At 68.5% G+C, this 22,979-nt stretch carries 20 protein-coding genes and 2 tRNA genes; 14 read left to right on the forward strand and 8 right to left on the reverse strand.

The annotated features are described in order from the left end of the window. Nucleotides 1-5: 5 nt before the first annotated feature. Nucleotides 6-2,813, reverse strand: a complete 2,808-nt coding sequence (locus WA670_RS05500) for an ATP-binding protein (RefSeq protein WP_336157051.1) — start codon at nt 2,811-2,813, stop codon at nt 6-8. A gap of 358 nt (nt 2,814-3,171) precedes the next feature. Here WA670_RS05500 and WA670_RS05505 point away from each other — a divergent pair, with 358 nt between their 5' ends. Beyond that, the gene (locus WA670_RS05505; RefSeq protein ID WP_134727925.1) at nt 3,172-4,269 is read left to right on the forward strand and encodes a S1 family peptidase; all 1,098 of its coding nucleotides are present in this window, start codon (nt 3,172-3,174) and stop codon (nt 4,267-4,269) included. Nucleotides 4,270-4,356: 87 nt separating this feature from the next. On the opposite strand, the gene WA670_RS05510 is transcribed toward WA670_RS05505, so the two are convergent. Together WA670_RS05510 and WA670_RS05515 are read right to left on the reverse strand one after the other, a co-directional pair. Further along, nucleotides 4,357-4,764, reverse strand: coding sequence for an SsgA family sporulation/cell division regulator (locus WA670_RS05510; RefSeq protein WP_043837742.1), 408 nt, complete (start codon nt 4,762-4,764; stop codon nt 4,357-4,359). Nucleotides 4,765-4,929: 165 nt separating this feature from the next. Next, entirely contained in the window at nt 4,930-5,400 is a 471-nt protein-coding gene (locus WA670_RS05515) for an Lrp/AsnC family transcriptional regulator (protein ID WP_009085935.1), read from the reverse strand. 203 nt (nt 5,401-5,603) lie between these two features. Between WA670_RS05515 and WA670_RS05520 the strand changes: the two genes are divergently transcribed. Next, complete coding sequence (locus WA670_RS05520; RefSeq protein ID WP_336157054.1) at nt 5,604-6,602, forward strand: beta-ketoacyl-ACP synthase III; 999 nt, start codon at nt 5,604-5,606, stop codon at nt 6,600-6,602. Nucleotide 6,603: 1 nt separating this feature from the next. Here WA670_RS05520 and WA670_RS05525 read toward each other — a convergent pair whose 3' ends face one another. Then, nucleotides 6,604-7,794, reverse strand: coding sequence for an FAD-dependent monooxygenase (locus WA670_RS05525; protein WP_336157055.1), 1,191 nt, complete (start codon nt 7,792-7,794; stop codon nt 6,604-6,606). Nucleotides 7,795-7,868: 74 nt separating this feature from the next. Here WA670_RS05525 and WA670_RS05530 point away from each other — a divergent pair, with 74 nt between their 5' ends. After that, entirely contained in the window at nt 7,869-8,324 is a 456-nt protein-coding gene (locus WA670_RS05530; RefSeq protein ID WP_051728591.1) for a MarR family winged helix-turn-helix transcriptional regulator, read from the forward strand. Here the strand turns inward: WA670_RS05530 and WA670_RS05535 are convergent. Next, a complete protein-coding gene (locus WA670_RS05535) occupies nt 8,321-9,793 on the reverse strand; it encodes an adenylate/guanylate cyclase domain-containing protein (protein WP_037807674.1) in 1,473 nt (490 codons plus the stop codon). The genes WA670_RS05530 and WA670_RS05535 overlap by 4 nt on opposite strands. A gap of 89 nt (nt 9,794-9,882) precedes the next feature. On the opposite strand from WA670_RS05535, the gene WA670_RS05540 reads away from it, so the two are divergent. Then, nucleotides 9,883-10,371, forward strand: a complete 489-nt coding sequence (locus WA670_RS05540; protein WP_037807213.1) for an FBP domain-containing protein — start codon at nt 9,883-9,885, stop codon at nt 10,369-10,371. A gap of 29 nt (nt 10,372-10,400) precedes the next feature. On the opposite strand, the gene WA670_RS05545 is transcribed toward WA670_RS05540, so the two are convergent. Both WA670_RS05545 and WA670_RS05550 read right to left on the reverse strand, forming a co-directional pair. Next, complete coding sequence (locus WA670_RS05545) at nt 10,401-11,213, reverse strand: class I SAM-dependent methyltransferase (protein WP_238603581.1); 813 nt, start codon at nt 11,211-11,213, stop codon at nt 10,401-10,403. Nucleotides 11,214-11,295: 82 nt separating this feature from the next. Then, a complete protein-coding gene (locus WA670_RS05550) occupies nt 11,296-11,994 on the reverse strand; it encodes a FadR/GntR family transcriptional regulator (protein WP_037807218.1) in 699 nt (232 codons plus the stop codon). A gap of 77 nt (nt 11,995-12,071) precedes the next feature. On the opposite strand from WA670_RS05550, the gene WA670_RS05555 reads away from it, so the two are divergent. Together WA670_RS05555 and WA670_RS05560 are read left to right on the forward strand one after the other, a co-directional pair. Further along, the gene (locus WA670_RS05555; RefSeq protein ID WP_238603580.1) at nt 12,072-12,416 is read left to right on the forward strand and encodes a VOC family protein; all 345 of its coding nucleotides are present in this window, start codon (nt 12,072-12,074) and stop codon (nt 12,414-12,416) included. A 696-nt stretch (nt 12,417-13,112) separates the two neighbouring features. Next, nucleotides 13,113-13,874: a sulfite exporter TauE/SafE family protein gene (locus WA670_RS05560; RefSeq protein WP_134663931.1), complete on the forward strand. Its 762-nt coding sequence runs from the start codon at nt 13,113-13,115 to the stop codon at nt 13,872-13,874. On the opposite strand, the gene hisC is transcribed toward WA670_RS05560, so the two are convergent. Continuing rightward, the gene (gene hisC / locus WA670_RS05565; RefSeq protein WP_037807227.1) at nt 13,867-14,925 is read right to left on the reverse strand and encodes a histidinol-phosphate transaminase; all 1,059 of its coding nucleotides are present in this window, start codon (nt 14,923-14,925) and stop codon (nt 13,867-13,869) included. The genes WA670_RS05560 and hisC overlap by 8 nt on opposite strands. A 104-nt stretch (nt 14,926-15,029) precedes the next feature. Here hisC and WA670_RS05570 point away from each other — a divergent pair, with 104 nt between their 5' ends. The 8 genes from WA670_RS05570 (at nt 15,030) to WA670_RS05605 (ending at nt 22,921) form a co-directional block, all read left to right on the forward strand. Continuing rightward, nucleotides 15,030-15,662 carry a dienelactone hydrolase family protein gene (locus WA670_RS05570; RefSeq protein ID WP_037807230.1) on the forward strand — a complete coding sequence of 211 codons (633 nt, stop codon included), beginning with the start codon at nt 15,030-15,032 and terminating at the stop codon, nt 15,660-15,662. A gap of 85 nt (nt 15,663-15,747) precedes the next feature. Beyond that, entirely contained in the window at nt 15,748-16,638 is an 891-nt protein-coding gene (locus WA670_RS05575; RefSeq protein ID WP_238603579.1) for a quinone oxidoreductase family protein, read from the forward strand. An 11-nt stretch (nt 16,639-16,649) separates the two neighbouring features. After that, on the forward strand, nt 16,650-17,258 hold the full coding sequence (locus WA670_RS05580) for a TetR/AcrR family transcriptional regulator (protein WP_275291192.1): 609 nt from the start codon (nt 16,650-16,652) through the stop codon (nt 17,256-17,258). Continuing rightward, nucleotides 17,255-19,234, forward strand: coding sequence for an acetoacetate--CoA ligase (locus tag WA670_RS05585; RefSeq protein WP_336157059.1), 1,980 nt, complete (start codon nt 17,255-17,257; stop codon nt 19,232-19,234). The genes WA670_RS05580 and WA670_RS05585 overlap by 4 nt, the downstream gene beginning before the upstream one ends. 46 nt (nt 19,235-19,280) lie before the next feature. Beyond that, entirely contained in the window at nt 19,281-20,990 is a 1,710-nt protein-coding gene (locus tag WA670_RS05590; protein WP_037807237.1) for a phosphatidylglycerol lysyltransferase domain-containing protein, read from the forward strand. Between the two features lie 66 nt (nt 20,991-21,056). Next, a tRNA-Ser gene (locus tag WA670_RS05595) sits at nt 21,057-21,146 on the forward strand. A 42-nt stretch (nt 21,147-21,188) separates the two neighbouring features. Next, nucleotides 21,189-21,262: transfer RNA gene (locus WA670_RS05600), tRNA-Arg, on the forward strand. Nucleotides 21,263-22,291: 1,029 nt separating this feature from the next. Then, complete coding sequence (locus WA670_RS05605) at nt 22,292-22,921, forward strand: hypothetical protein (RefSeq protein WP_336157061.1); 630 nt, start codon at nt 22,292-22,294, stop codon at nt 22,919-22,921. The last annotated feature ends 58 nt before the right edge of the window (nt 22,922-22,979 follow it).

Here is a 22,979-nt window from a genome sequence, read left to right on the forward strand (position 1 = left end):
GCTCGTTACCGCGCGGTTTCCGGTGACGGCAGTTTCCTCGCGACGTCCGTGCGGCTTCGCGCGCCTAGCTTGCGAAGCACCTTCGCTACGTGCTGCTCCACCGTGCGCGGAGACAGGAACAGACCGTCGGCGATCTGACGGTTTGTCCGGCCTTCCGCGAGCATCTCGGCGACTTCGCGCTCTCGCGGCGACAGCTCACGACCGTAACCGCGACGGCCGCGCTGTGACGGTGCCCAAGCACCGTGTTCGCGAAGCACGTGATGACAGCGGCCAGCGTCGCGCGTGGCACCTAGCTGTACGTACGCAGCTGCGGCCTGACTGAGCGCAGCTGTCGCACCGCTCTGTCCTGCTTCGAGACGACAGCGCGCCGCGCGTTCACGCATGCCGGTGGCGAGGTACGGCATCGGCAGCTCTGCGTACGCGTCGGCTGCGGTGTCGAAGAGCGTCGCGGCCGCTAGGTGTTTCGCGCGGGCGTTTGTCAGGACGGCGCGGCCAGCGTGCAGGGCGGCAGTGGCGAGGGGTGCGTCGCGGTCTTCGATGCCGCGCGCGAACTCTTCGACGAAAGCGTCGGCGTCGTGCCAACGGTCTGCGCGCGTGTACGCCTCCGCGGCGGCTGGGACGAGCGACGCTGCCCAGACCCACACGCCTTTGCGACGTGCGGCGTCGACAGCTACATCGGCGGCTTCGCAGGCTGCGGCGACGTCGTCAGTCGACAGGTGCACGCCGATCAACACCGAAGCCGCGCACAACACAACGGGGATAGGGCCTTCGCCCGGACGGTGTGCCGAGGCGTCGGCCAAGTGTCTTCGGGCTGCCGCGAACTCGCCGCGCACCGCGGCCAGCCCGCCCAGCACCAGCGACGTCTCCATGACGATCGCGCCCAGCGCCGGGTGCCGGGTACGGACGTCTTCGGTCGCCTCGGCTAGGCCGTCCCATTTGCCGCGGAACCAGGCGAGCCGTACTTCGGTGCCTTCGATCAGGCCTTTCGGGTACAGCGCGCCGGCTTCGGAAGCCCGGCGCAGGCCCTCGGCGACCAGCTTTTCGGTCCGTTCGAGGTGGCCGGACCACGACTGCGCGTCGGCGAGATTGCACCACAATCGCGCCAGTTGGACGCGCTCGGCGACGCTCGGCGCGGTGTCCGGCATCGCCTGGAATTCCGCCCACGCCGAACCGTCGCCGATGTGCGCGGCGGTCGCGATCCGGTCGCCGGTGAGCGCGAGCCGCAGCTCGGGATCGGTCAGTCCGGAGTGGACTTCCCGGGCGCGGCGCATCCACTGCTCGTGCCAGGACAGCGGGGTGAGCCCGTCGAACGGCAGCGCGAGCAGGTTGATTCCGCGCGCGGCCAGTTCCGGCCGGTCCGCCAGTTCGGCGACGGCGCGTTCCACCGCCGCGCGCCCCTGCTCCAGCCGTCCGGCGACGCGGACCAGCAGCATGCCGAGCGCGAGCCGGATCGTCCCATGCACGGCTGGCGGCAGCGGCCGGTCTTCGAGCACCTTTTCCAGCGTCAGATGGACATCGGGGCGGAAGACACGCAGCGACACATCGCTGAGTTTTTTCGCCAACCGGCCGACCGCGTCCTCGTCGGCCTTCGCGACGATCGCCTGCAGCAGATCGATGGCGCGTGCGGTATCGCCGTGCGCGATCGCTTCGTCAGCCGCTTCTTCCGCGTAGTACTGCCATTCCTCGACGCGTCCGGCGGCCTGCGCATGGGCGGCGAGCAGCGACAACGGTTGACCAGGAAGGTGCATTGCCTTGGTGTGCAACAATTTCCGCTCGGACGCGCTGAGACCATCGTACACGGCTTTGCGCGCGAACGGATGTCTGAAGCCGTAGCGATTGTCGTCGACCTCGTCCAACAGTCCGTCCGACAACGCGCTCTCGTCCTCGGCCAACCCGGCCAGTTCGTTCAGCACCGACAACTCCGCGGGCATGTTGAGCACGGCGGCGGCTTTGGTGCGCTGGACCGCGGCCTCAGTCAGCGCGGACAGCTTCCTGGACACCGATTCCTGAAGCGCGGCAGGAACTTCCAGCCGATCCAACGCCGACTCAGTCAGTTCAACGCCCCGCAACGCGCGGAGAGTTTCTTCAGCGACAAAAGGAATCCCGGCCGTGTACTCGTGCAGCTTCGCGGCGAACTCGGCGTTGATCCGGGGCAACCCCAGGAGGTCGCAAGCCATCGCGGTGACCGCCGCGGCGTCCAACGGACCGAGCGTCACCTGCGCGCTGTGTACTTCTGGCGCGGTGCGAACGCGAGAGTTCCCAGCGCGGCAAGTGGCGACCACGCCCAGTTCCGGCGGCCAGTCGACGGCGAGGAAGCGCAGCAGGTCGCCGGTCCCCGGGTCGGCGCGATGCAGATCGTCGATGAGCAGGATGGTCGGACCGCAGGCGATCAGCAGTTCCCGGAACGCGCGGAACACGCGATGCCGCCCGGCGCTGGCGTCCGGCAGCGGTTCAGGCGCGGGTGGCAGGACGTCGGCGAGTTCCGGCAGAAGTGGTTGCAGCGCACCGGCAACCGGGCTCAGCGGTCCGAGCCGATCTCCGGCGCAGCGCAACGCTTCCAGCACCGGACCGTAGGGAAACGGCTCGGCCAGTCGCGGGCACGCGCCGCGCAGCACGCGGACGCGGGAAAACTCCGGGCGCGCGGCGAGTTCGGCGAGCAGTCGGGTTTTGCCCATTCCCGGCGCGCCCTCCACCAGCACCGCGGCGGGCCGGTGTCCGAGAACTTCGGCGACGGCGGCGAGTTCGCGGTCCCGCCCGGCGAAGGCTGCCGGACGCGGACGCACGGACACCACCGTCGGAACGGCCGGCCACATCACGACCTCCCCAGCGAGCATCTTGTCCGTTTCGCCCGGAGCTTAAGCAGTGCGCGGGGCGGGGTAAACCGACTCTCGACGGGAGTATGCGCACGCTCCTCACACGTCTGCCTCCGCACGGTAACCAAATGGCAGTAGAAAACCCGGCGCGCGGTCACAAAGAGTGCGAAACCTCGTGGAGTTCGCCGGTTCAGCGGAACAACCCACGGACGCCCGCTGCCGCGGCCAACGCTCGGTAGTCGCGCAAGTCCCTACTTAAGGATTGCTCCGCTACCTATTCTCGCGCCCCCTTATTGCAGTGGATTGGACCACCGCCGCACCCTTCGAGGCCGGGGGGAACCGAACGCGAGGGAGAAGCATGAAAGCCATCAGATTCCTCGGCGCCGCAACCGCTGCCGCGGCGGTGACGGCGATCTTCGCCGGCGTCCCGGCCGCCAGCGCCGCCCCGCTCAACCCCGACATGGTCCCGGCGATGCAGCGCGACCTCGGCCTCACCCACGGCCAGGCACTCGCCCGGCTCGCGAACGAGGAGGCCGCGAACAAGGTCGGGGCGGCACTGGAGAAGTCTCTCGGCGAACGCTTCAGCGGCACGAGCTTCAACGCGTCGACCGGCAAAGCCGTGGTCTCGGTGACCGACGCGGCGCTGGTCGACCAGGTGCGCGCGGCCGGCGCCGAGGCACAGGTGGTCCGGTTCAGCGCCCGGCAGCTCGACTCGACCGTGCAGACGCTCAACGCCCACGAGAAGGCGGCACCGAAGTCGGTGACCGGCTGGGGCATCGACACCGCGAGCAACCGGATCAGCCTGACTGTCCTCAAGGGACAGCGCGGCGCGGCGGAGCAGTTCGTCCGTCAGTCCGGTGTGGACAGTTCAGCGGTGACCGTGACGGAGACCTCGGCAGTGCCCAAGGCGCACTACAACGTCCTCGGCGGGGATGCGTATTACATCGGCAGCTCGTCCCGCTGCTCCGTCGGATTCTCGGTGAACGGCGGCTTCCTGACCGCGGGCCACTGCGCCGCACTCACCGGCGGCGGCGCGCTGTCCGGCTACAACCGGGTCGCGATGGGCCAGTTCACCACCTACCGCTTCCCCGGCGCGGACTACGCGGCCGCGCGGGTCAACAGCAACTGGACCCCGGTCGGCCAGATCAACAACGGCACCCGCGTCGCCGGTTCCACTGAGGCCGCCGTCGGCGCTTCGGTGTGCAAGTCCGGTTCCACCACCGGCTGGACCTGCGGCACGATCCGCGCCAAGAACCAGACCGTGCGCTACCAGGAAGGCACCGTGACCGGCATGGTGCTCACCAACGCCCGGTCCGACCACGGCGACTCCGGCGGATCGTTCATCAGCGGAAACCAGGCACAGGGCATGGTTTCCGGCGGCGACACCGTCAACAGCTACTACTACCCGGTGAACGTAGCGCTGTCGGCGACCGGCACGACGCTCGTCCGCGGCTGAGTCCAAACACGACAAAGGCGGCTCGAGTGCCTCCAGCGCACTCGAACCGCCCTTGTCCGCATTGCCGCGGGATCGGCAGGTCTTCGGTCAGACGTTGCTGATCTCCTCGATCAGCCCGTCGATGTCGAAGTGCTCGCTCTCGGCTCCGAGCGGCACCAGTTCGTAGGAGGATTCGAGGAACGCCTCGAGGTCGGCGCGCTCCAGCTCGAACGACGCGTAGCCGTCGGGCGACTCGATTTCCAGCGTCAGCAAGGCCTCGTCCTCGGACAGGTCCGGCCGGATCCGCACGTCGCCGATCCCGGTCGGCTCGTCCAGCCCGGTCACGAGCAGGTCGCGGGCGAACGTCCACTCGATCCACCGGCCCCGCTCGGTCCGGAACGCCACGGTGACCGCGTAGGGCTCCGCCACGTGGAAGGAGAGGCGGGACAGCACCGGCGTAGTGCTCTCGTTCAGCAGTACGAACTGGGTCTGGTGTACGGCGTCGGTGGTGTGCACGGCTGCTCCTGGAGTCCTCCGGTCGTTCGCGCCTCGCGAACTGGTCGGCAGGGAGATGATCGACTCGGGAGCACATGACGTCGTTCCGCCGACGTTCACGCGATCGGTTGCATCAGGCCGCGAACACGTAACGCCGGACACAGAACCCTTGCGTTTCCGCGCAGATCAGGAAAGCGGCAGCGTGAGGCCCACTTTGACCCGGTCCATGGCCACGCTCGTGGTGAAATGCCGGACGTTGGGGTTGTCGAAGAACATCCGCCGCGCGAAATTCTCGAACGCCGCCATGTCCGGGCAGGTGACCACGAGGACGAAGTCCGCGGTGCCGGTGACGTAGTAGCACTGCTGCACGCAGTCGTCGGCCAGGACCTGGGCGCGGAAGCCGTCGAGCACCGCCAGGCTCTCGCGCTCCATCTCGACCATGACGACGAACGTCATGTCCAGTCCGAGCGCGGCCGGGGACAGCACCGCGACCTCCTTCTCGATCACTCCGGCTTCGCGCAGCCGCTTGATCCGCCGCTGCACGGCCGCGGCGGACAGGCCGACTTTGGACCCGATGACCTCGGCGATCGTGCGGGCGTCGGTCTGCAGGCAGGAGAGGATGGCGAGGTCAAGCTGGTCCAGGTCGGGAGTGCGCACACTTCAGGCTAACCGGGCGGACCGACAAAAAGCCTCGGGTTTATCACGCCGCCGAGACGCTGGTCGCAATACCTCCTATCGAGCGAATGTGGAAGAGGTCTCTTAGTGACGTGGAACACAACTGACCGGTCTACCCAGGGGTAGGCCATACAAGGGAGGCAACCGGCGACGTCCGCCAACAAGCCGGTCTGGGAGGTTCCGCCATGAGCGCTGTCCGGTCGCGCCACCGTGCCGCAGTCGTCGCCGGGATCGGCGGCGCGCTGCCCGAGCACGTGGTGACGAACGACGAGATCGCGGCCCGCCTGGACACCAGCGACGAGTGGATCCGCACCCGCACCGGGATCCGCGAGCGCCGCCGCGTCGCCCCCGGCCAGTCCACAGTGGATCTCGCCGAGGAGGCGGGACGGGCGGCGCTCGGCCCGGACGGGTACGCGGACGCCGTCGTGCTCGCCACCTCCACCGCCGACCAGCTGTGCCCGGCCACCGCGCCGCAGGTGGCGGCCCGGCTCGGCCTCGGCACGGTGCTGGCCCTCGACGTCAACGCGGTGTGTAGCGGCTTCATCTACGCGCTCGCTACGGCCGCCGGCTTCATCGCGGGCGGGATCGCCGAGCGGGTGCTGGTGATCGGCGCGGACGTCTTCACCTCGCTGGTCGACCCGGACGACCGCACCACGGTGCCGATCTTCGGCGACGGCGGCGGCGCGGTGCTGCTGCGCGCGGGCGAGCCCGGCGAACGCGGCGCGCTCGGCCCGTTCGACCTGCACAGCGAGGGCGAACTGGCCAAGCTGCTGTGGGTCGAGGCGGGCGGAGCGGCGCAGCGGGTGCCGGAGAACCCGAAGGACCGGTTCATGGTCATGCAGGGGACGGCCGTGTTCCGGCAGGCGTGCGCGCGGATGGCGGAATCCTCGCGCGCGGTGCTGGAAGAGGCCGGCTGGATGGTCGGCGACGTCGACCGGTTCGTCGGTCACCAGGCGAACATCCGCATCCTCCAGGCGACCGCGAAACAGCTCGGCATGCCCGCGGACGCGGTGGTGTCGAACATCGAGCGGGTCGGCAACACCAGCGCGGCGTCGATCCCGCTGGCGCTCGCGGACGCGGTCGCCGACGGGACGCTGACGCCGGGCCACCGGGTGCTGCTTACCGCGTTCGGAGCCGGGCTGACCTGGGGCTCCACGGTGCTGACCTGGCCCGAGCTGCCCTGAGCTACGCGTACTCCGGCAGCGCGATCGCTTCCGAACGCGGCTTCTCGAACCGTCCAGCGACCTTGCCCAGCCGCTGCGCCAACGGCGTGCTCGCCATCCGCAGCGCGGCGTGGAGCGCGGTCCGATGCGCCCGCGACCTCGGCATCGTCACCTGCGGTGCACCGGGGAAAAGCCGCTGCGCCTCGGCGACCAGCGGCCGCATCCGGCGTTCGTACTGACTGAACGCCGCCTGCGGGTCTTCGTGGGCCATGAGTTCTCCGGCCAGGATGTACGCGCCGGTCAGGGCGAGCGTCGTGCCCATGCCGCTGATCGGTGAAGCGCAGTACGCGGCGTCGCCGAGCAAGACGACCCGGCCTTGGTGCCACGTCGGCAGTTTCGTCTGGCCGACGCCCTCCAGGTACAGCGAGCCGTTGTCCATTTCAGCCAGTACGCGCGGTCCTTCCCAGCCGACGTCGGCGTACGTCTTGCGCAGCACGGACACGGTGTCTTCGGGGGTGAGCCGGTCCAGTCCGCGCACGTCGGACAGGAAGAACAGTCCGGCGCGCATCGTGCCGACGTTGTCCGGACGCAGGAACAACATCCGCCCGCGACCGCAGAACATCGTGCGCCACCAAGCGTTGTCGGTGGCGATGCGCGGAATCGCGAGGTGTGCGGTGTAGAGGCCGAGTTCGTGCGGACGCGCCTTTGGCATCAGCATCGCGCGGGTGCGGGAGCGCAGGCCTTCGGCGATGACGACGGCGTCGAAGCGCTGGGTTTGGCCGCTTTGGAAGTCGACGTCCACGCCGGTGCCGTCGTCGTGCAACGCCTGGATCTGGTCGCCGAATCGATAGGTCGTCTCGCCGGCTGACTGCTCGTACAGCAGTCTCGACAGCTGGCCGCGCAGGATTTCGATCTCGGCCGTCCCGCCTCCGGAATCGCCCTCGCCGGCGCGGAATTCGGCGACCACGCGGCCGTGTCCGTCCACGAACTGCGTGCCGACCTCGCCGGTGTGCGCGGCGCGGACCGCCTCTTCGAGCCCCATTTTGCGCAGCACTTGGCGGCCGACGCCGCGGATGTCGACGTTCTGGCCCTCCTCGCGCAGATGATCGAACCGTTCGACGATGGTGACGTCCCAGCCGGAGCGTGCGAGCCGGGAAGCGAGCGCGGGACCGGCGATGCTGGCTCCGGAGACGAGAAGACTGCGACGGGTCATGGTGCTCCTCCTTGCCGTTGCTGAGGTACATAGATAACCTATCTATTAGTTTCTCTACTGACAAGGAGGGTCGCGTGGACGAGAACCAGGCAGCGCTCGCGAACATGAACGAGACGACCTTCGCGGTGCGCGACGTCATCGAGGCCAGCCGTGACCTGATGGCGCGGATGGCGAAGAGCGTCGAGATGAACGCGAACGACCTCACCGCGATCGCGATCCTCAACCACCACGGGCCGATGGGGCCGGTGGAACTGGGCCGCCGCCTCGGGATCAGCGGACCGTCGGCGACCACGCTCGTGGACCGGATGGAAGAGGCCGGTTACCTGGCGCGCGTCCGCAGCGACACCGACCGGCGGCGAGTGGCGGTCACGGTCACCGATGCCGCGCGGGAGATCGCGGCGGCGGTGTGGCGGCCGCCGATCGAGAAGCTGGACGCGGTGTCGCGCACGCTCAACGCGGCGGAAAGCGCTGTGGTGCGGGACTTTCTGGCCCGGATCACGGAGGCGATGAACGAAGGCCGGGAACTCTAGGTCGTCCAGGTCCGGGTCTCGCGGTGGCGGCCGCGGAGGTGGAGTTCGCCGTGCAGCCGCCAATGTTCCCGTTCGCCGCCCAGCGCGGCTTTCACCGTCGTTTCGCTGGCGAGCACCCGCGACGGAACCGCTTTCGCGTGTTCGGTGAGCCGCGCGGCCTCGTTCACCGCGTCGCCGATCACGGTGTACTCCAGGCGGCTCGACGCACCGAGCTGCCCGGCGAACACCTGTCCGGTCGCGACGCCGATCCCCAGGTCGAGCTCGCCTTCCGCCAGCACCGCGTCGCGGATCGCGCGGGCCGCGGCGAGCGCCATCGTCGGGCCGTCGGACAGCCGGGTCGGCGCGCCGAAAACGCACAGCGCGGCGTCGCCCTGGAACTTGTTGACCAGCCCGCCCCGAGCGTCCACCGCGGACACCACGCTCGCGAAAAACCGGTTCAGCTTCTCGACCAGTTCCTGCGGCGGAGTGCGCGACGCGAGCGCAGTCGAGTCCACGACGTCGACGAACAACGCGGTGACCTCGCGGACGTCGCCGGAGAGCGAAGCGCCGTATTCGAGCGCGTGCCGGGCGACGTCGGTGCCGACGTGGCGGCCGAAGAGATCGCGCATCCGGTCCTGTTCGCGCAGGCCGGCGGCGAGGTCGTTGACCGACGTCTGCAGCATCCCGATCTCGCTGGAGTCGTCCACGTCGACGTGCACGTCCTTGCGTCCGCGCGCGATGCCGTCCAGCGCGATCCGCAGCCGGTGCAGCGGCGCGGCGACGGCGCGGGACAGGAGCGCGGTGCCGATCGCGCCGGTCGTCAGGCCGGTCACCGACAGCACGATCAGGCTCGCCGTCGGGTTCCCGTTGCGGCCGAGATCGGGCGGCGTGGTCACGAGCAGCACGCCGATCAGCGGCACGCCGCTCGCCAGCACCCAGGTGACGACCAGCCGGGTCAGCACCGTGACCGGCAGCGAACCGCGCGGCGGCAGCACGTCGAGTGCCATCGTCATCACCGGACGCGCGACCCATTCCGCGGCCAGGTAGGTGAGCCCGACTGTGGTCAGCCCGCCGAGGCCGATGGTGAGTGCGATGCCCGCCGCGTCGCCGAGCGAACCGAGAACGCCGGCCAGAATGCCCAGCGCGAGTGCCCCGATCAGCCAGAGCGTGCCGCTCACCACAGCCATGTCGAACGGCAGCCGCAGCGCGCGTTTCGCCTCGTCCGCGGTCGGCGGGCGGCCGATCGTGAACCACACCACGGTGCGGCGCTGCAGGTAGGCGGTCCAGAGCGTGCCGACGATCAGGGCGAGCGCGACCACCCCGGCCGCGGTGACGCCGAGCACCCAGCCGCGGTCGTCGACGTCCTCGGGCAACCCCTGCAGGAGCAGCAGCAACGCGACGACTCCGGCACCGGCGACACTCGATCCGACGCCGAGCGCGGCGAAGCCCAGACTGGTGCGCAGAACCAGCCGGAACCTCCCCGCGATCATCGTGCGCACCCGCAGATCGTATGGGGTGGCGGGGCCGGGAGCGAAAAAAGCTGTCGCCGCCGCGGTGGCGCGATGGTTAGCGTGGCCGTATGCAACCGCTCGACCCCGCGGAGATCCGCGCCTCGTTCGTCAACTGTTCTCGCGGGGAAGCCAAGTCCGTCACGCTGCCCGCGGACGTCCCGTGGGAGAAGCGCGACTTCCTCGGCTGGCGCGACGTGAAGGCTCCCGGCCGGGCGTACCTCGTCGTACCGCACGGCGACGAGCTGATCGGCCTGTCGCTGCGCGCCGCGCCGCCGGCGAAATCACGGGTGCGCAGCAACATCTGCGCGTTCTGCACCACGACGCATCCGCTCGCCGACATCACGCTGTTCAGCGCGCGGCTCGCCGGGAAAGCCGGCCGCGACGGCAATACGGTCGGCACGTATTTGTGCGCCGACCTGGAGTGCAGCGCGTACCTGCGCGGCGAACTCAAGCCCGCGGTGCCGCAGCCGAAGGAGACGCTCACGCAGGAAGAAGCCGTCGAGCGGATGAACGAGAAGATCAGCCGGTTCGTGGCGCGGGTGCTGGAAACCCGGTAACCGCCGTTGCCGCGGTTCCGGTCAGGGATTCAGAAATCCCATTCGGCGATCCGGCCCATTTTCCGGATCACCGGGAACAGCGCCGACGCGCGCAAGGCCAGCCGGGACCCGGCCGGGATCTTCGCGAGGACTTCGTCGCTCGCCCACTCGGTCGCGTCCAAACAGGACACCAGGCGCAGGCCGTAGCGCTCGAGTTCGTGCGGATCGTCGATGCCCCAATGCAAAGTCGCGCCCGAGCGGCGGACCACCGGGTTGATCATCTGCGCCTTGACGCCGAGCGAGCTGAAGAAATCGGCCACGATCCGGCCGGACGGGAACCTGCCGACGAGCCTGCGGACCAGTTCGGTCCCGGACTCCGCGGTGAGGTACATGGTGAGCCCCTCGGCCACGATGAGCGCCTCGCGGTCGCCGGGAACCTGGTCGAGCCAGCCGAAATCGGTGACCGACGAACCGATCATGGCGTACCCCGGCCGTTCCGGGTAGATCCGGCCGCGGACGTCCACGACCTCGGGATAGTCCACATCGAACCAGGCGACCGAGGGCGGCGGGTCGAGCCGGTACACGCGGGTGTCCATCCCGCAGCCGAGGTGCACGACGATCGCGTCCGGGTGCTCGACGAGCCACTCGGCGGCCATCGCGTCGATCGCGCGCGCCCGGATCGCGACGGAGACCGAGGAGTTTTCGTTGACACCGAGCTTGCTGAAGTCGTAGTCGATCTTCTTGACCGCTTCGTCCGCCGCGGTGTCACCGAGAATCGGGTCTTTGCGGCGAGCGTCGAGGGCGCGGCCGTACAGCGTGCCCAGGTTGGTCGCCTTCTCCTCGGTGAAGTGCACTTTCTCCACGGCCGGGCCCCCTTGGTATCAGTCTTTTTATAAACTTGTGAATACTGTAGCGCTGATCGCGTCGTGCTGCGCGGGTGCTGATTCAGGAAGACGCGTAGTCGTGGGCGTAGGTTTTCGCGTCCAGCAGGTGCTTGAGCGTGATCTCGCGCGCCGCGGCCGCGTCCGACCGGCTGATGGCGTCGAGGATCGCGCGATGCTCGGCCACGGCCTTGCGGATCTGCCCAGGAAGCCGCAGAGCGGCCCGGCGTTCCTCGCCGACCAGCGCGAGCACCGAACGGAGCAGGTCCGCGACGTCGTCGTTGCCCGCGTTGCCCGCGATCACCCGATGGAACTCGGCGTCCGTCGCGATGACGCGCAGCATGTCCCCGGCCGCCGCGGCCTCCTCCATCTCCGCGACGTTGTCCGCGAGCCGCTGCACGACGCGCGGCGTGTGCTGCGTCGCGAGCCGCTCGGCGAGGGTGGGTTCGACGGTCGCGCGGAGGTCGAACAACTTCTCCACCAGCTGCTCGTGCTCGGAAAACCAGCTGCTCAGCGGGCTTTCCGCAGTGCCCTGCTCGCGGACGTAGGTGCCTGACCCGGCGCGGATCTGGACGTAACCGATCGAATCCAGGACCCGCAACGCCTGCCGCAACGACCCGCGGCTGATGCCGAGCTGCTCGCACAACGCGCGTTCCGCGGGCAGGCGCGAGCCCGGCGGGAGCTCGCCCGAGTCGATCATCGTGCGCAGATGGTCGACCGTGGCGCTCCAGACCTGCTCGGATTCGTGAGCCACGCCGCCCATCCTGGCAGCTGGCGACCCGAGCCGCGCGAAATTGTCGGTGGCGGGTGTCACGATCTTTGGTGGGAAAGGGAGGGACCATGACCGCGAAATTCAAGGATCTGGCACTGGACGCACTCGACCACCAGGCACAAGCCGACTGGTGGTGTTCGACGCTCGGCTACGTCCGCCGAAGCCCGCCCGGAGAGAGGCCGCCGGACTGGCCGGTCGCCATCGTCGACCCGGCAGGGGAGGGGCCGTTGCTCTGGCTGAACCCGGTGCCGGAGCGCAAGACGGTGAAGAACCGGATGCACCTGGACGTGTGGGGAGATCCGGCGGAGCTGCGTGCCGCCGGAGCACGGATGGTGGCGGAGCGGGGCGAGGACCGGGAGTGGTGGGTGATGGCGGATCCGGAGGGGAATGAGTTTTGCGTTTTTGAGCGGTGAGGTGCTGGTCGGTGAGGCGCTGGTCGGCGGTGGAGGCGGGAATGTGGATGGAAGGAGGGGTGCGGAGGGAGAAGCTGGTGCGGACGGGCGGCGCGGGTGAAGCGCGGGCTCGGTAGGCGAAGTGGGACGTGCGCTGGCGGAGGTGTCGGCTCGCTGGGTGATGCCGTCGGGCGGGCGGGCGCGACGGAGGTGTCGGCTTGCGGGCGGTGCCGTCGGGTCTGCGTGCGCGGCGGCCAACCGGTGAGCATGCGCGGCAGACCACGGGTGCGTGTGCGCGGCGGGTTGCGGGTGAGCATGCGCGGCGGGCAGCCGATGCGTGTGCATGGCGTGCAGCTGGCGCGTCTGCGCGGCGAGGCGTCGGCTCGCGGGCGACGCGGTCGACTGTGCGGGCATGACGGGCGGGCGGGTGCGCATACACGCGGCCGTGTTGGCTCGTGGGTGATGCCGTTGGGCGTGCGTTCGCGGCGGGCAGTCGTTGCGTGTGCATGGCGTGCAGCTGGCGCACGTGCATGGCGCGGGCGCGGTGGCTCGCGGGCGATGCCGTCGGGTGTGTGCACGGCAGGCAGCCGGTGAGCTGAACCCAGGCCCATCACCGAGCCTCCCCGTGCCCCGCGAAGGTGCCGTCAAGTGTCTGACCGGACACATCGCGTCGCCGGGTGTCGGGGGTGCTGCTTAGGGTCAGCGGGTGAGTGCTTTATGACCTGGTGGCATGCCGTCGTCATCTTCATTGCCGGGATGTGGGCCGGGACGATCAACACCGTCGTCGGTTCCGGGACGCTCGTGACCTTTCCGGTGCTCGTCGCGCTGGGGTATCCGCCGGTGACGGCTACGACGTCGAACGCCGTCGGGCTCGCGCCGGGGACGATCAGCGGGGCCTATGGCTACCGGCATGAGCTGGTCGGCTACTGGCCGCAGGTGGTGCGGTTCGCGGTCGCCTCGTTCTTCGGGGCCATCGGCGGCACCATTCTCCTGCTGACGCTGCCCAAGGACGCCTTCGAGAAGATCGTTCCGGTGCTCGTCGGGCTCGCCGTCGTGCTCGTGATCGTTCAGCCGAAGGTGTCGAAGTGGGTGCAGAAGCGCCGCGAGGCCAACGGGCGCGAGCATCACGCCGGGCCGTTGCTGTTCGGGCTGCTGTTCGTCATCGGCATCTACGGCGGCTACTTCACCGCCGCGCAGGGCGTGATGATGATGGCCGTCATGGGCATGTTGCTGTCCGAACCGCTGCAGCGGCTCAACGGCGTCAAGAACGTGCTGTCCGCGGTCGTGAACATCGTCGCCGGCACGATTTACGCGTTCGTCGCCCCGGTGAGCTGGCCGGTGATCGGGCTGCTCGCGCTCGGGTCCACGATCGGCGGGCAGCTCGGGGCCAGGATCGGCCGCAAACTGCCGCCCACCGTGTTGCGCGGCGTGATCGTCGTGATCGGGCTCGCCGCGGTCGTGCAGCTGGTGCTCAAATAGCGCGGAATTCCTTGGCCGCGGCCAGGAACAGGTCGTTCTCCTCCGGCGTTCCGATCGTCACGCGCGCGCCCTCGCCGGGGAACGGGCGCACGATCAGCTTCCGGTCCAGCATGTGCTCCGCGAAGGCCGCGGTGGCGTCGCCGAGCGGGAACCACACGAAGTTCGCCTGGGTCGGCGGGATCTCGTAGCCCATTTCCAGCAGCGCGTCCCGCACGCGGGTGCGTTCGGAGATGATTTCCTGGCACCGGGCGAGCAGTTCGTCCTCCGCGTCGAGCGACGCGATCGCGGCCACCTGCGCGATGCTGTTCACCGAAAACGCCACGTACACCTGCTGCAGCGCCTGCGCGATCGGCTCCGGAGCCACCGCGTAACCGACCCGCAGCCCGGCGAGCCCGTACGCCTTCGAGAACGTGCGCAGCACCGCCACATTGCTGTGCGTCCGCGTGAACTCGACGCCGTCCGGCACCTCGGGGTCGGTGACGAATTCCTTGTACGCCTCGTCCAGCACCACGAGCACGTGCGGCGGCACCGCTTCGAGGAACCGCTCGATCTCGTCCCGGTGCAGCACGGTGCCGGTCGGGTTGTTGGGGTTGCAGACGAACACCAGCTTCGTGCGGTCGGTGATCCGCGCCAGCATCGCGTCGAGGTCCAGCCCGTGCTCCGGCGTCAGCGGAACCTTCACGCCCGTCGCGAGCGCCACCTGCACCACGATCGGGTAGGCCTCGAACGACCGCCAGCCGAACAGCACCTCGTCGCCGGGACCGCACAGCGCCTGGATCATCTGCTGGCACAGCGACACCGAACCGCAGCCGATCGCGAGGCGTTCGGCAGGCACGTCCAGCCGCCGCGAAAGCCGCTCGCGCAAAGCCTGGGAACCGTTGTCCGGGTAGCGGTTCACTCCGGTGACCGCAGCCGTGATCGCCGCCTGGACGCTCGGCAGCGGACCGCCGGGCACCTCATTGCTCGCGAGCTTGACGGCCCCTTCGATCGTCCGGCCAGGGACGTACTTCGGCAACGAATCGAGGTCAGGGCGGGGGGCGAGGGACGGCATCGTCGGAACTCCTCGGTTTTCACGGGACGACGGGGTCACCGTATCTCGCCCCGGCGGATCCGGAAAGGTTCCCAATGTTCACCCGGAGGTGATTGCATGAGGCGATGACGTCGACGACCACCGTGGATCACCAGCGTACCGACGGCAGCACCCTCCGCCTCACCTTCGCCGAACCCGACGGCGCTCTTCGCGGCGGCCTGGTGGTCCTGCACGAGGGCGACGGGGTCACCGACGGCGTCCTGCTGCTGGTCAAAAGCCTTGCCGGCGAAGGCTGGCTCACCGTCACCCCGCACATCGAATCCGGCGAAAAGCTCACCCAGCGCGACCTGCTCGACGCCACCGACCGCACGCTCGAATGGCTCACCGACCGCGGCGTCGAGGCCGACCTGCGCGGCGTCGTCGGCTTCGATCTCGGCGGCACGGCGGCGCTGGTAGTCGCCTCGCACCGCAAGTTCGGCGCGGCGGTGAGCGTCGGCGGCCAGGCGGTGGCGGAACTGCCGAAGCTGCTGGAAATCGCCGGACGCGTGACCAGCCCGTGGCTCGGCATGTACGGCGACGCCGGGGACGAGGCGGGCGAAGCCGAGGTGGAGCAACTGCGCGAGGCCGCGGCGTCGGCCAAAGTCGCGACGAACGTCGTGCACTATCCGGGTGCCAACCACCGCTTCGACGCCGATCCCAGCGCGGCGGAAGAGGCTTGGCAGCGCACCCTCGACTGGTTCAACGCGCACCTCCGCTGATCTTCGGCAGCACCCTTGACGGGTCGCTGTGCACTCGCATAACGTTCCGATCCGGATCGAAACGTTAACGCGAGAGGAACCACCTGTGAAAGCGGTGCTTGTCGAACCCCAGCAGCGACTCGTCCTGGCCGATACCCCTGACCCGGCTCCTGGCCCAGGGCAAGCCGCCGTCGAGGTCGAGGCCATCGGCGTCGGCTACTTCGACATCATGAATCTGCGGAATGGCGCCACCTCAGTGCCGGGCGTCGAGGTCGTCGGCCGGATGCGGGACGGGCGGAGAGTGCTGGCGCTGGTCCTTTCCGGCGGCTACGCCGAGCAGGTTGTCGCCGACGCGGACCAGCTGTATCCCGTGCCCGAAAACCTCGATCCGGCCGACGCGGTCGCCCTCGGAGTGAACGCGATGGTCGCCGAGAGCGCGGTGCATCGGGCTGGGGTGGCACCTGGCGAACGGGTGCTCGTCCGCGGCGCGAGCGGCGGGATCGGCGTGCTCGCGACCCAGATCGCCCACGCTCGCGGTGCCGAGGTCACCGCAGTGACGTCCTCGGCGGAGTACGGCGAACGGCTCCGGACTCTCGGTGCCGCGAAAATCGTCGACCGCACCCGCGAGCGTCCCGAGGAGACTTACGATGTCATCATCGACACCGCGGCTGGCCCGCAGGTCCGGGAGCATCTGGAACTGTTGCGCCCCAACGGTCGCTATGTCCTTTGTGGAGGAACGGCGGGTGTTCCGGAACCGGAAGCGTTCGAGCCGCTGATGCGCGATTTCCACAAGTCGCCGACGTTGTTCGCGTTCAGCCTGACCTCGGTGCCGCCGGAAGAACGCCGGAAGTCGTGGGACCGCGTCCTCGAGCTCGTGGAAGACGGTCAGCTCGCCGCCGTGCGCGACCAAACGTTCCCGCTCGCCGGCGCCGCGGCTGCCCTCCAGCACGTGGAGCAGGGGAAATCGTTCGGTAAGGTCGTGCTGCTCAACGGATAGCGGGAGAATTCATGGCGCGCCAACGCGACGAGCGGATCGACCACGCCGTGCTGGTCGCGGTGTGCGAACTGGTCCGGGAATCCGGCTATTCGGCGCTGACCATGGAGGCCATCGCCCAGCGCGCGGGCACTACCAAACCTGCCATCCGGCGCCGGTGGAAGAGCCAGAAGCACGTGGTGGTCGCCGCGCTGGCCGAGGCGCGCACCGGAGTCGCGGAGATCGACACCGGGTGCACCTGCTGCGATCTCGTCGGCCACCTCGACGCACTCCGGATCGGCCTGGAGGACCCGGTCTTCGGCCGCGTCCTCCCGGCGCTGGCCGTCGATCTGGCGGACGACCCGGAGCTGCGGGAGGACTTCCTGACCTCGTTCTGGGCCCCGCGCCGGGAGGCCTGCGTCGTTTCCCTGCGCAAGGCCGAGGAGCGCGGGGACCTCCGGCCCGGCCAGGACGTCGACCTGCTGCTGGACCTGTTCGCCGCCCCCGTCGTGTTCCGCGCGCTGTTCGGGCACCAGGACCTGACCCGCGAGTTCGTCCTCGACGTCGTCCGCGCGCTGCTGTCCGGGGTCGGCACGGTCGAAAAAGGACTTTGCGCGCATGCCGGGGTTAGCATCGGCGAGTGACCGAGAACGCCGCTGTTCCCGAGGTGCTTTGGCGACCCGACCCGAACCGGGTCGCTGACTCGAAGATCGAGGCCTTCCGCCGATGGCTGCGCGAGCAGCGCGGCGTCGACCTTGCCGATTACGCCGACCTGTGGCACTACTCGGTCGAGCAAGTTCCGGAGTTCTGGACCGCGGTGGCGGAGTTCTTCGGCGTGCGCTGGCATGAGCGGCCGCGGGAAATCCTGTCCGGCGCGATGCCGGACGCGAAATGGTTCGACGGCGGCACGCTCAACTACGCCGAACATTCGCTGAGCCCGGGCACCGGCGGGGCCACGAAGGCCGACGACGAACTCGCGGTGATTTTCCACCGCGAGGACGGGCTCGCCGAGCAATTCACCTACGGCGACCTCCGCGCGCACGTCGCCGCCGCGCGCGCCGCGTTGCGTGCTTTCGGTGTCGGCAAAGGAGATCGCGTCGTCGCGCTCGCGCCGAACTGCCCGCAGACGCTCATCGCTTTCCTCGCCACCGCCAGCCTCGGCGCGATCTGGTCGTCGTGTTCCCCGGACTTCGGGATCCGCGCGATCGCCGACCGGTTCACCCAGATCGAGCCGAAGGTGCTCATCGCGGTGAACGGATATGCTTACAACGGACGGAAATTCGACATCCGGGACACCGTTCAGCAGCTGCGCGACCAGATTCCGTCGATCGAAGCCACCGTTTTGGTGAAATACCTGGGCGACGGGACGCTGGACGGCGTCATCGACTGGAACGCGATGCTCGCCGAACACGCGGGCGGCGAGCTGGCGTACGAGCCGGTGGACTTCGCGCATCCGTTGTGGATCCTGTATTCCTCGGGCACGACCGGGCTCCCGAAGGGGATCGTGCAGGGCCACGGCGGCATCGTCGTCGAACACTTCAAGGCGCTGGGCCTGCAGAGCGGGCTCGAGCCGGGGGACCGGTTCTTCTGGTTCACCACCACCGGCTGGATGATGTGGAACTTCATCGCCTCCGGGCTTCTCGTCGGCGCCACGATCGTGCTGTACGACGGCAGTCCCGGCCATCCGGACCTGAACGCGCTGTGGCATCTGGCCGAACAGCACCGCGTCACCTACTTCGGCACGTCCGCGCCGTTCATCCAGAGCTGCCTCAAGGCGGGCCTCGCCCCGGCCGAACGCTACGACCTCAGCGCGCTGCGCGTGGTCGGCTCGACCGGTTCGCCGTTGTCCTCCGAGGGTTTCCGCTGGATCGCCGACGCGATCGGCCGGGACGTGCAGATCTGCTCGGTCTCCGGCGGCACCGACCTGTGCGCGGCGATCGTCGCGGCCGCGCCGGACGTTCCGGTGTGGCTCGGCGAACTGTCCTGCCGCGCGCTCGGCGTGGCCGCGGCGGCGTTCGACGACCACGGCGAGCCGGTGGTCGAGGAGGTCGGCGAGCTGGTGATCACCGAACCGATGCCGTCCATGCCGGTCTCGTTCTGGAACGACCCGGACGGTTCCCGGCTGCGCGAGGCGTACTTCGACACATACCCGGGTATCTGGAGGCATGGCGATTGGGTCAAGATCACGCGCCGCGGTTCGGCGGTGGTCTACGGCCGCAGCGATTCGACGCTCAACCGCGGCGGCGTCCGGATGGGCACCGCCGAGTTCTACCGGGTCGCGGAAGGGTTCGCCACGGTCGCCGACTCGCTCGTCATCGACACGTCGGCGGCGGGCAACGACGACGGGCAGCTGCTGTGTTTTCTCGTACTCGCGCCGGGCGCGAAGCTCGAAGAGGTAGAGCCTGACCTGCGGAAAGAGATTCGCGGTGCGCTGTCGCCACGACACGTACCCGATCGGTTCCTGGTCGTTTCCGAGATTCCCCGTACGTTGAACGGTAAGAAGTGCGAAGTACCAGTGAAGCGGATTCTCTCCGGAGTCGCGCCGGAGAGGGCGGTGAGCACGGACGCGCTGGCCAACCCGGCCGCGCTGGCCCCCTTTGTGGAGCTCGCCGCGGAGTGAACGCGCCAACGGGGGGAAGCATGGCAGGGCCGTGCGTGTTGCACGCGTGGTGACGGGGACACGCGCGCAGCACACTTGGCAGGCGGCAGGCGTCACGTCGGTCGTCGCGATCACGTGGGTGACCAGGCTGGCCGGGCTGCTGGCGATCGTGTCCACGGTCGTCCCGGTTGGCCGCGACGTGCGCGGGCACGTCGCCAAATGGCTGGAACTGCCGAGCGAAGCGACCACCGCGGCGGCCGCTGTGGCACTGGTCACCGGTGTGTTGCTGATCATGCTCGCGGCTGGGCTCCGGCGCCGCAAACGCCGCGCTTGGCAGCTGGCGGTCGGCTTCGCCGCGCTGCTGGCGCTGTCCCACCTCGGGCTGCGGCACGTTTTCGGCGCCGGCGTGGTGTCGATGGTGCTGCTCGCCGGGCTTCTCGGCACGCGGCGGTACTTCATCGCCCGCCCGGACCCGACCGTCGGCCGCTGGCGCGCGCTGCGGGTGCTGCTGCAACTGGTGCTGGCCGGGTTCGTGCTCAACTTCGCGCTGCTGTCGGTCGCGCCCGCCCGGATGCTCGACCCGCTGAGCTTCGCCGACCGGCTGTCCCAGTCCGCGCTCGCGCTCACCGGCGTCAGCGGGCCGGCGGTGTTCCACGAGATGTGGTTCGAGGACCTGTCCGCGTCGATCGGGCTGATCTTCAGCATCACCGGCGTGCTGGTGTCGGCGTACTTCCTGCTGCGCTCGGCCGAACCCGCGCCGGAGCTGTCCGACGACGAACTCGCGCGGCTGCACGAGTTGCTGAAGCAGCACGGGGAACGGGATTCGCTCGGCTACTTCGCGCTGCGCCGCGACAAGTTCGCGGTCTTCTCCAAGACCGGCAAGGCGGCCGTCACCTTCCGCGTGATCGCCGGCGTCGCGCTGACCTCGGCCGATCCGCTCGGCGACCACGAGGCCTGGCCCGGCGCGATCGAGGAGTACCTGGACATCTGCCAGCGCAACGCCTGGGTGCCCGCCGCGATGGGCGCGTCCGAACTGGGCGCGACGGTGTGGGCCCGGTTCGGCCTGGAGGTACTGGAAATCGGCGACGAGGCGGTCGTCGACACCCAGACGTTCACACTGGAAGGCCGCGTGATGCGCGGCGTACGGCAGGCGGCGTCGCGGACGAAGCGGGCCGGTTACAAGGTCCTGGTGCGCCGGGCCGAAGACCTGCGTCCGGGCGAACTGCCCGAACTGGTGCACCTCGCCGCCACCTGGCGCGGCACCGAAACCGAACGCGGGTTCTCGATGGCGCTGGGCCGCATGGGCGACCCAGGTTCGGTGATCGTCACCGCGGAGCAGGGCGGCCGCGTCCGAGGCGTGCTGCAGTTCGTGCCGTGGGGAGAGCGAGGCCTGTCGCTGGACGTGATGCGCCGCGACCGCACCGTCGACAACGGCGTGAACGAGCTGATGATCTCGGAGCTGCTGCTGTACTCCCGCGAGCACGACATCGACCACGTGTCGCTGAACTTCGCCGCCTTCCGCGCCCTGATGGAACAGGGCCAACGCATCGGTGCCGGCCCGGTCGCGCGCCTTTCGGCGAAAGTCCTGCACTTCTTCTCGCGCTGGATCCAGATCGAAAGCCTCTACCGGTTCAACGCCAAGTTCCAGCCCCGGTGGGTCCCGCGGTATCTCGTCTACCCCGGCGTCGGATCCCTCCCGCGCGTCGGCATCGCCACCTTCGAAGCCGAGGGCCTCGGCGGCCGTTCTCCCTGGTTGCGGCGGGTGCTGCAGCGTTGAGGGGGGTGCCTTCCGGAGGGGCTGGAGGGGTGTGTAACCTATCTGAGCAGTGGTCGTTAGGACCCAGGAGGCTTCGCCTAGTCTGGTCTATGGCGCCGCACTGCTAATGCGGTTGGGGGTAACCCCCCCTCCCGGGTTCAAATCCCGGAGCCTCCGCTGGTGCCTGTTTCGGCAGGTGCTAGGTTAACAACTGAACACGCGCCCGTAGCTCAGCTGGATAGAGCATCTGACTACGGATCAGAAGGTCAGGGGTTCGAATCCCTTCGGGCGCACTGTCTGGTCGAGACAGTAGGAAACCCCCTCATAGTAGGGGGTTTCCTGTATTTCGTCCCGCTTCTGCGTACGTAGCTGGGGCTCGTTAAGTTGTTCTCGGCCCACGGTCTGGACCACCAACGTTCCTCCGTGATTCTTATGATGACCTTCGGGCCGGGGCGCGGAAACCGGAAGCATTCGCCAGCACTTGTGACAAGTTCCAGGCTCGGATTTCCGCCGAGAGGGACTCTGCGACTGGCGAACGGATCGCGCTGACCGTCTTGGTGATCATCGAGCGGCCAGGCATCAACGGTCCGAGCAAGCGGCGTGGAAGAAAAGCCGTGCTCAGAATGACCTACGTCGCACGACCGCGATCTCTCCGGGTATGTGATGACTGAATGTCAGCCGGTCAGGTACAAATCCTATGCGGCCTCCTCGGCTCGGTCCGTGCACGCTCGATCGGTGAAGTGGTCCGCGAAGCGCAAGCTTCTGCTGCGGTCACCGGCAGTCGACATCGTTTTCGCGCATCGGCAGTCCGAGTCAGGCACGGGTTGGCCTCGCCGCAACCCGGCGAGCAAGATCCACGGCAGCGTTCCCGGGTGCTGAGGCATAGCCGGTTGTCGCCTGCCTCTTCCGTCCGCTGATCGCTGCGGGCCGGATTGACATTTCGGAGCCTTCATCGCGGCGGCCACGTAGACGAGAACCACTACATGTGGCGTCCTGGACGCGCTCCACTGCTACATGTAGTGTCATTGAGTGTTCACTGGGATATGCGCAGCAGGGGCCAGTCGGCATCGACCGGACTGATATCCATAATCCGGGTGCCAAAAATGCCCAGACGGAGACTTGCGTCCGTTGGGCATAGATGGTACACTGGTCAACGGAGGTACTCATACCTCTGAGTACGCACCAGCCAGTAGCTTTTCACTTAGACAATGACAAGCTACGCCTACCTGAATAGGTAGGTCAACCGGGTCTCACCCGATTGTGACTGGCCACACGGGACCGAACCCGTCGGTGCGTGCTCCTACGTAGTTGGAGCAAGAAGTATGAATAACGAACACTCCGCCGAGGTCGGCGGGTTTCAGTTCCTCGACTCCGTGGTCGCCGGCCCGCGGAAGCTGCGCCAGGTCGTCGCAGCCCAGAAGGAGCTGTATACCTCGGCGGACCAGCCCGGATGGATCTACTACGGAGACCTGTACACCGGCCTGAAAGCGGCGGTGAACTCTGTGGACCCGAGCGGGACGCTCGACAAGGTGGTTCGCAAGGCCGCCGAGGCGAATGATGCGCGCGGTCTCGCGTTTCGGGAGGCATCCGATGGGTTCCTGAAGCTCATGTCGAAAGGGGCAACCGGGGTGCCCGTGAAGACTGCCCGGTGGACCGACGGCGACTTAACCGTCGTCATGCGGCGGATGATCGGCCTGCGGCAGAAGAACGGCACCGTTCTGTACGTCGCACCTTACGTCAAGTGCGAACCCCTGGACCAGGACGGCGCAGACGTCCTGCTCTACTTAATGGAATCAGTGCTCGACCAGGCGCTGCCGGGTGCCACTCCCGTCGTGTGGGACGTACGTCGAGGCAAGGCGTTCAAGCTCCGCAAGAACACCAATCGCGTAGCGCTCGACCACTACGTACGCGCACAGGCACGGGCCTACATGTACATGTGGAACGCCGCATAGCTTGATCGACCGGCCGCTTAGGTCGGCCACCGAGGTGACCGACCTAAGCGGCCAGCAA

The sequence above is a fragment of the Amycolatopsis sp. VC5-11 genome (assembly GCF_037034185.1).
Taxonomy (GTDB): Bacteria; Actinomycetota; Actinomycetes; order Mycobacteriales; family Pseudonocardiaceae; genus Amycolatopsis; species Amycolatopsis nivea.

Bases quoted from the DNA above. Each gene is read 5' to 3' on its own strand.
- WA670_RS05500 (WP_336157051.1), bottom strand. From the start codon at position 2,813: ATGTGGCCGGCCGTTCCGACGGTGGTGTCCGTGCGTCCGCGTCCGGCA.
- WA670_RS05505 (WP_134727925.1), top strand. From the start codon at position 3,172: ATGAAAGCCATCAGATTCCTCGGCGCCGCAACCGCTGCCGCGGCGGTG.
- WA670_RS05520 (WP_336157054.1), top strand. From the start codon at position 5,604: ATGAGCGCTGTCCGGTCGCGCCACCGTGCCGCAGTCGTCGCCGGGATC.
- WA670_RS05525 (WP_336157055.1), bottom strand. From the start codon at position 7,794: ATGACCCGTCGCAGTCTTCTCGTCTCCGGAGCCAGCATCGCCGGTCCC.
- WA670_RS05535 (WP_037807674.1), bottom strand. From the start codon at position 9,793: ATGATCGCGGGGAGGTTCCGGCTGGTTCTGCGCACCAGTCTGGGCTTC.
- WA670_RS05540 (WP_037807213.1), top strand. From the start codon at position 9,883: ATGCAACCGCTCGACCCCGCGGAGATCCGCGCCTCGTTCGTCAACTGT.
- WA670_RS05550 (WP_037807218.1), bottom strand. From the start codon at position 11,994: ATGGGCGGCGTGGCTCACGAATCCGAGCAGGTCTGGAGCGCCACGGTC.
- WA670_RS05555 (WP_238603580.1), top strand. From the start codon at position 12,072: ATGACCGCGAAATTCAAGGATCTGGCACTGGACGCACTCGACCACCAG.
- WA670_RS05560 (WP_134663931.1), top strand. From the start codon at position 13,113: ATGACCTGGTGGCATGCCGTCGTCATCTTCATTGCCGGGATGTGGGCC.
- hisC (WP_037807227.1), bottom strand. From the start codon at position 14,925: ATGCCGTCCCTCGCCCCCCGCCCTGACCTCGATTCGTTGCCGAAGTAC.
- WA670_RS05570 (WP_037807230.1), top strand. From the start codon at position 15,030: ATGACGTCGACGACCACCGTGGATCACCAGCGTACCGACGGCAGCACC.
- WA670_RS05580 (WP_275291192.1), top strand. From the start codon at position 16,650: ATGGCGCGCCAACGCGACGAGCGGATCGACCACGCCGTGCTGGTCGCG.
- WA670_RS05605 (WP_336157061.1), top strand. From the start codon at position 22,292: ATGAATAACGAACACTCCGCCGAGGTCGGCGGGTTTCAGTTCCTCGAC.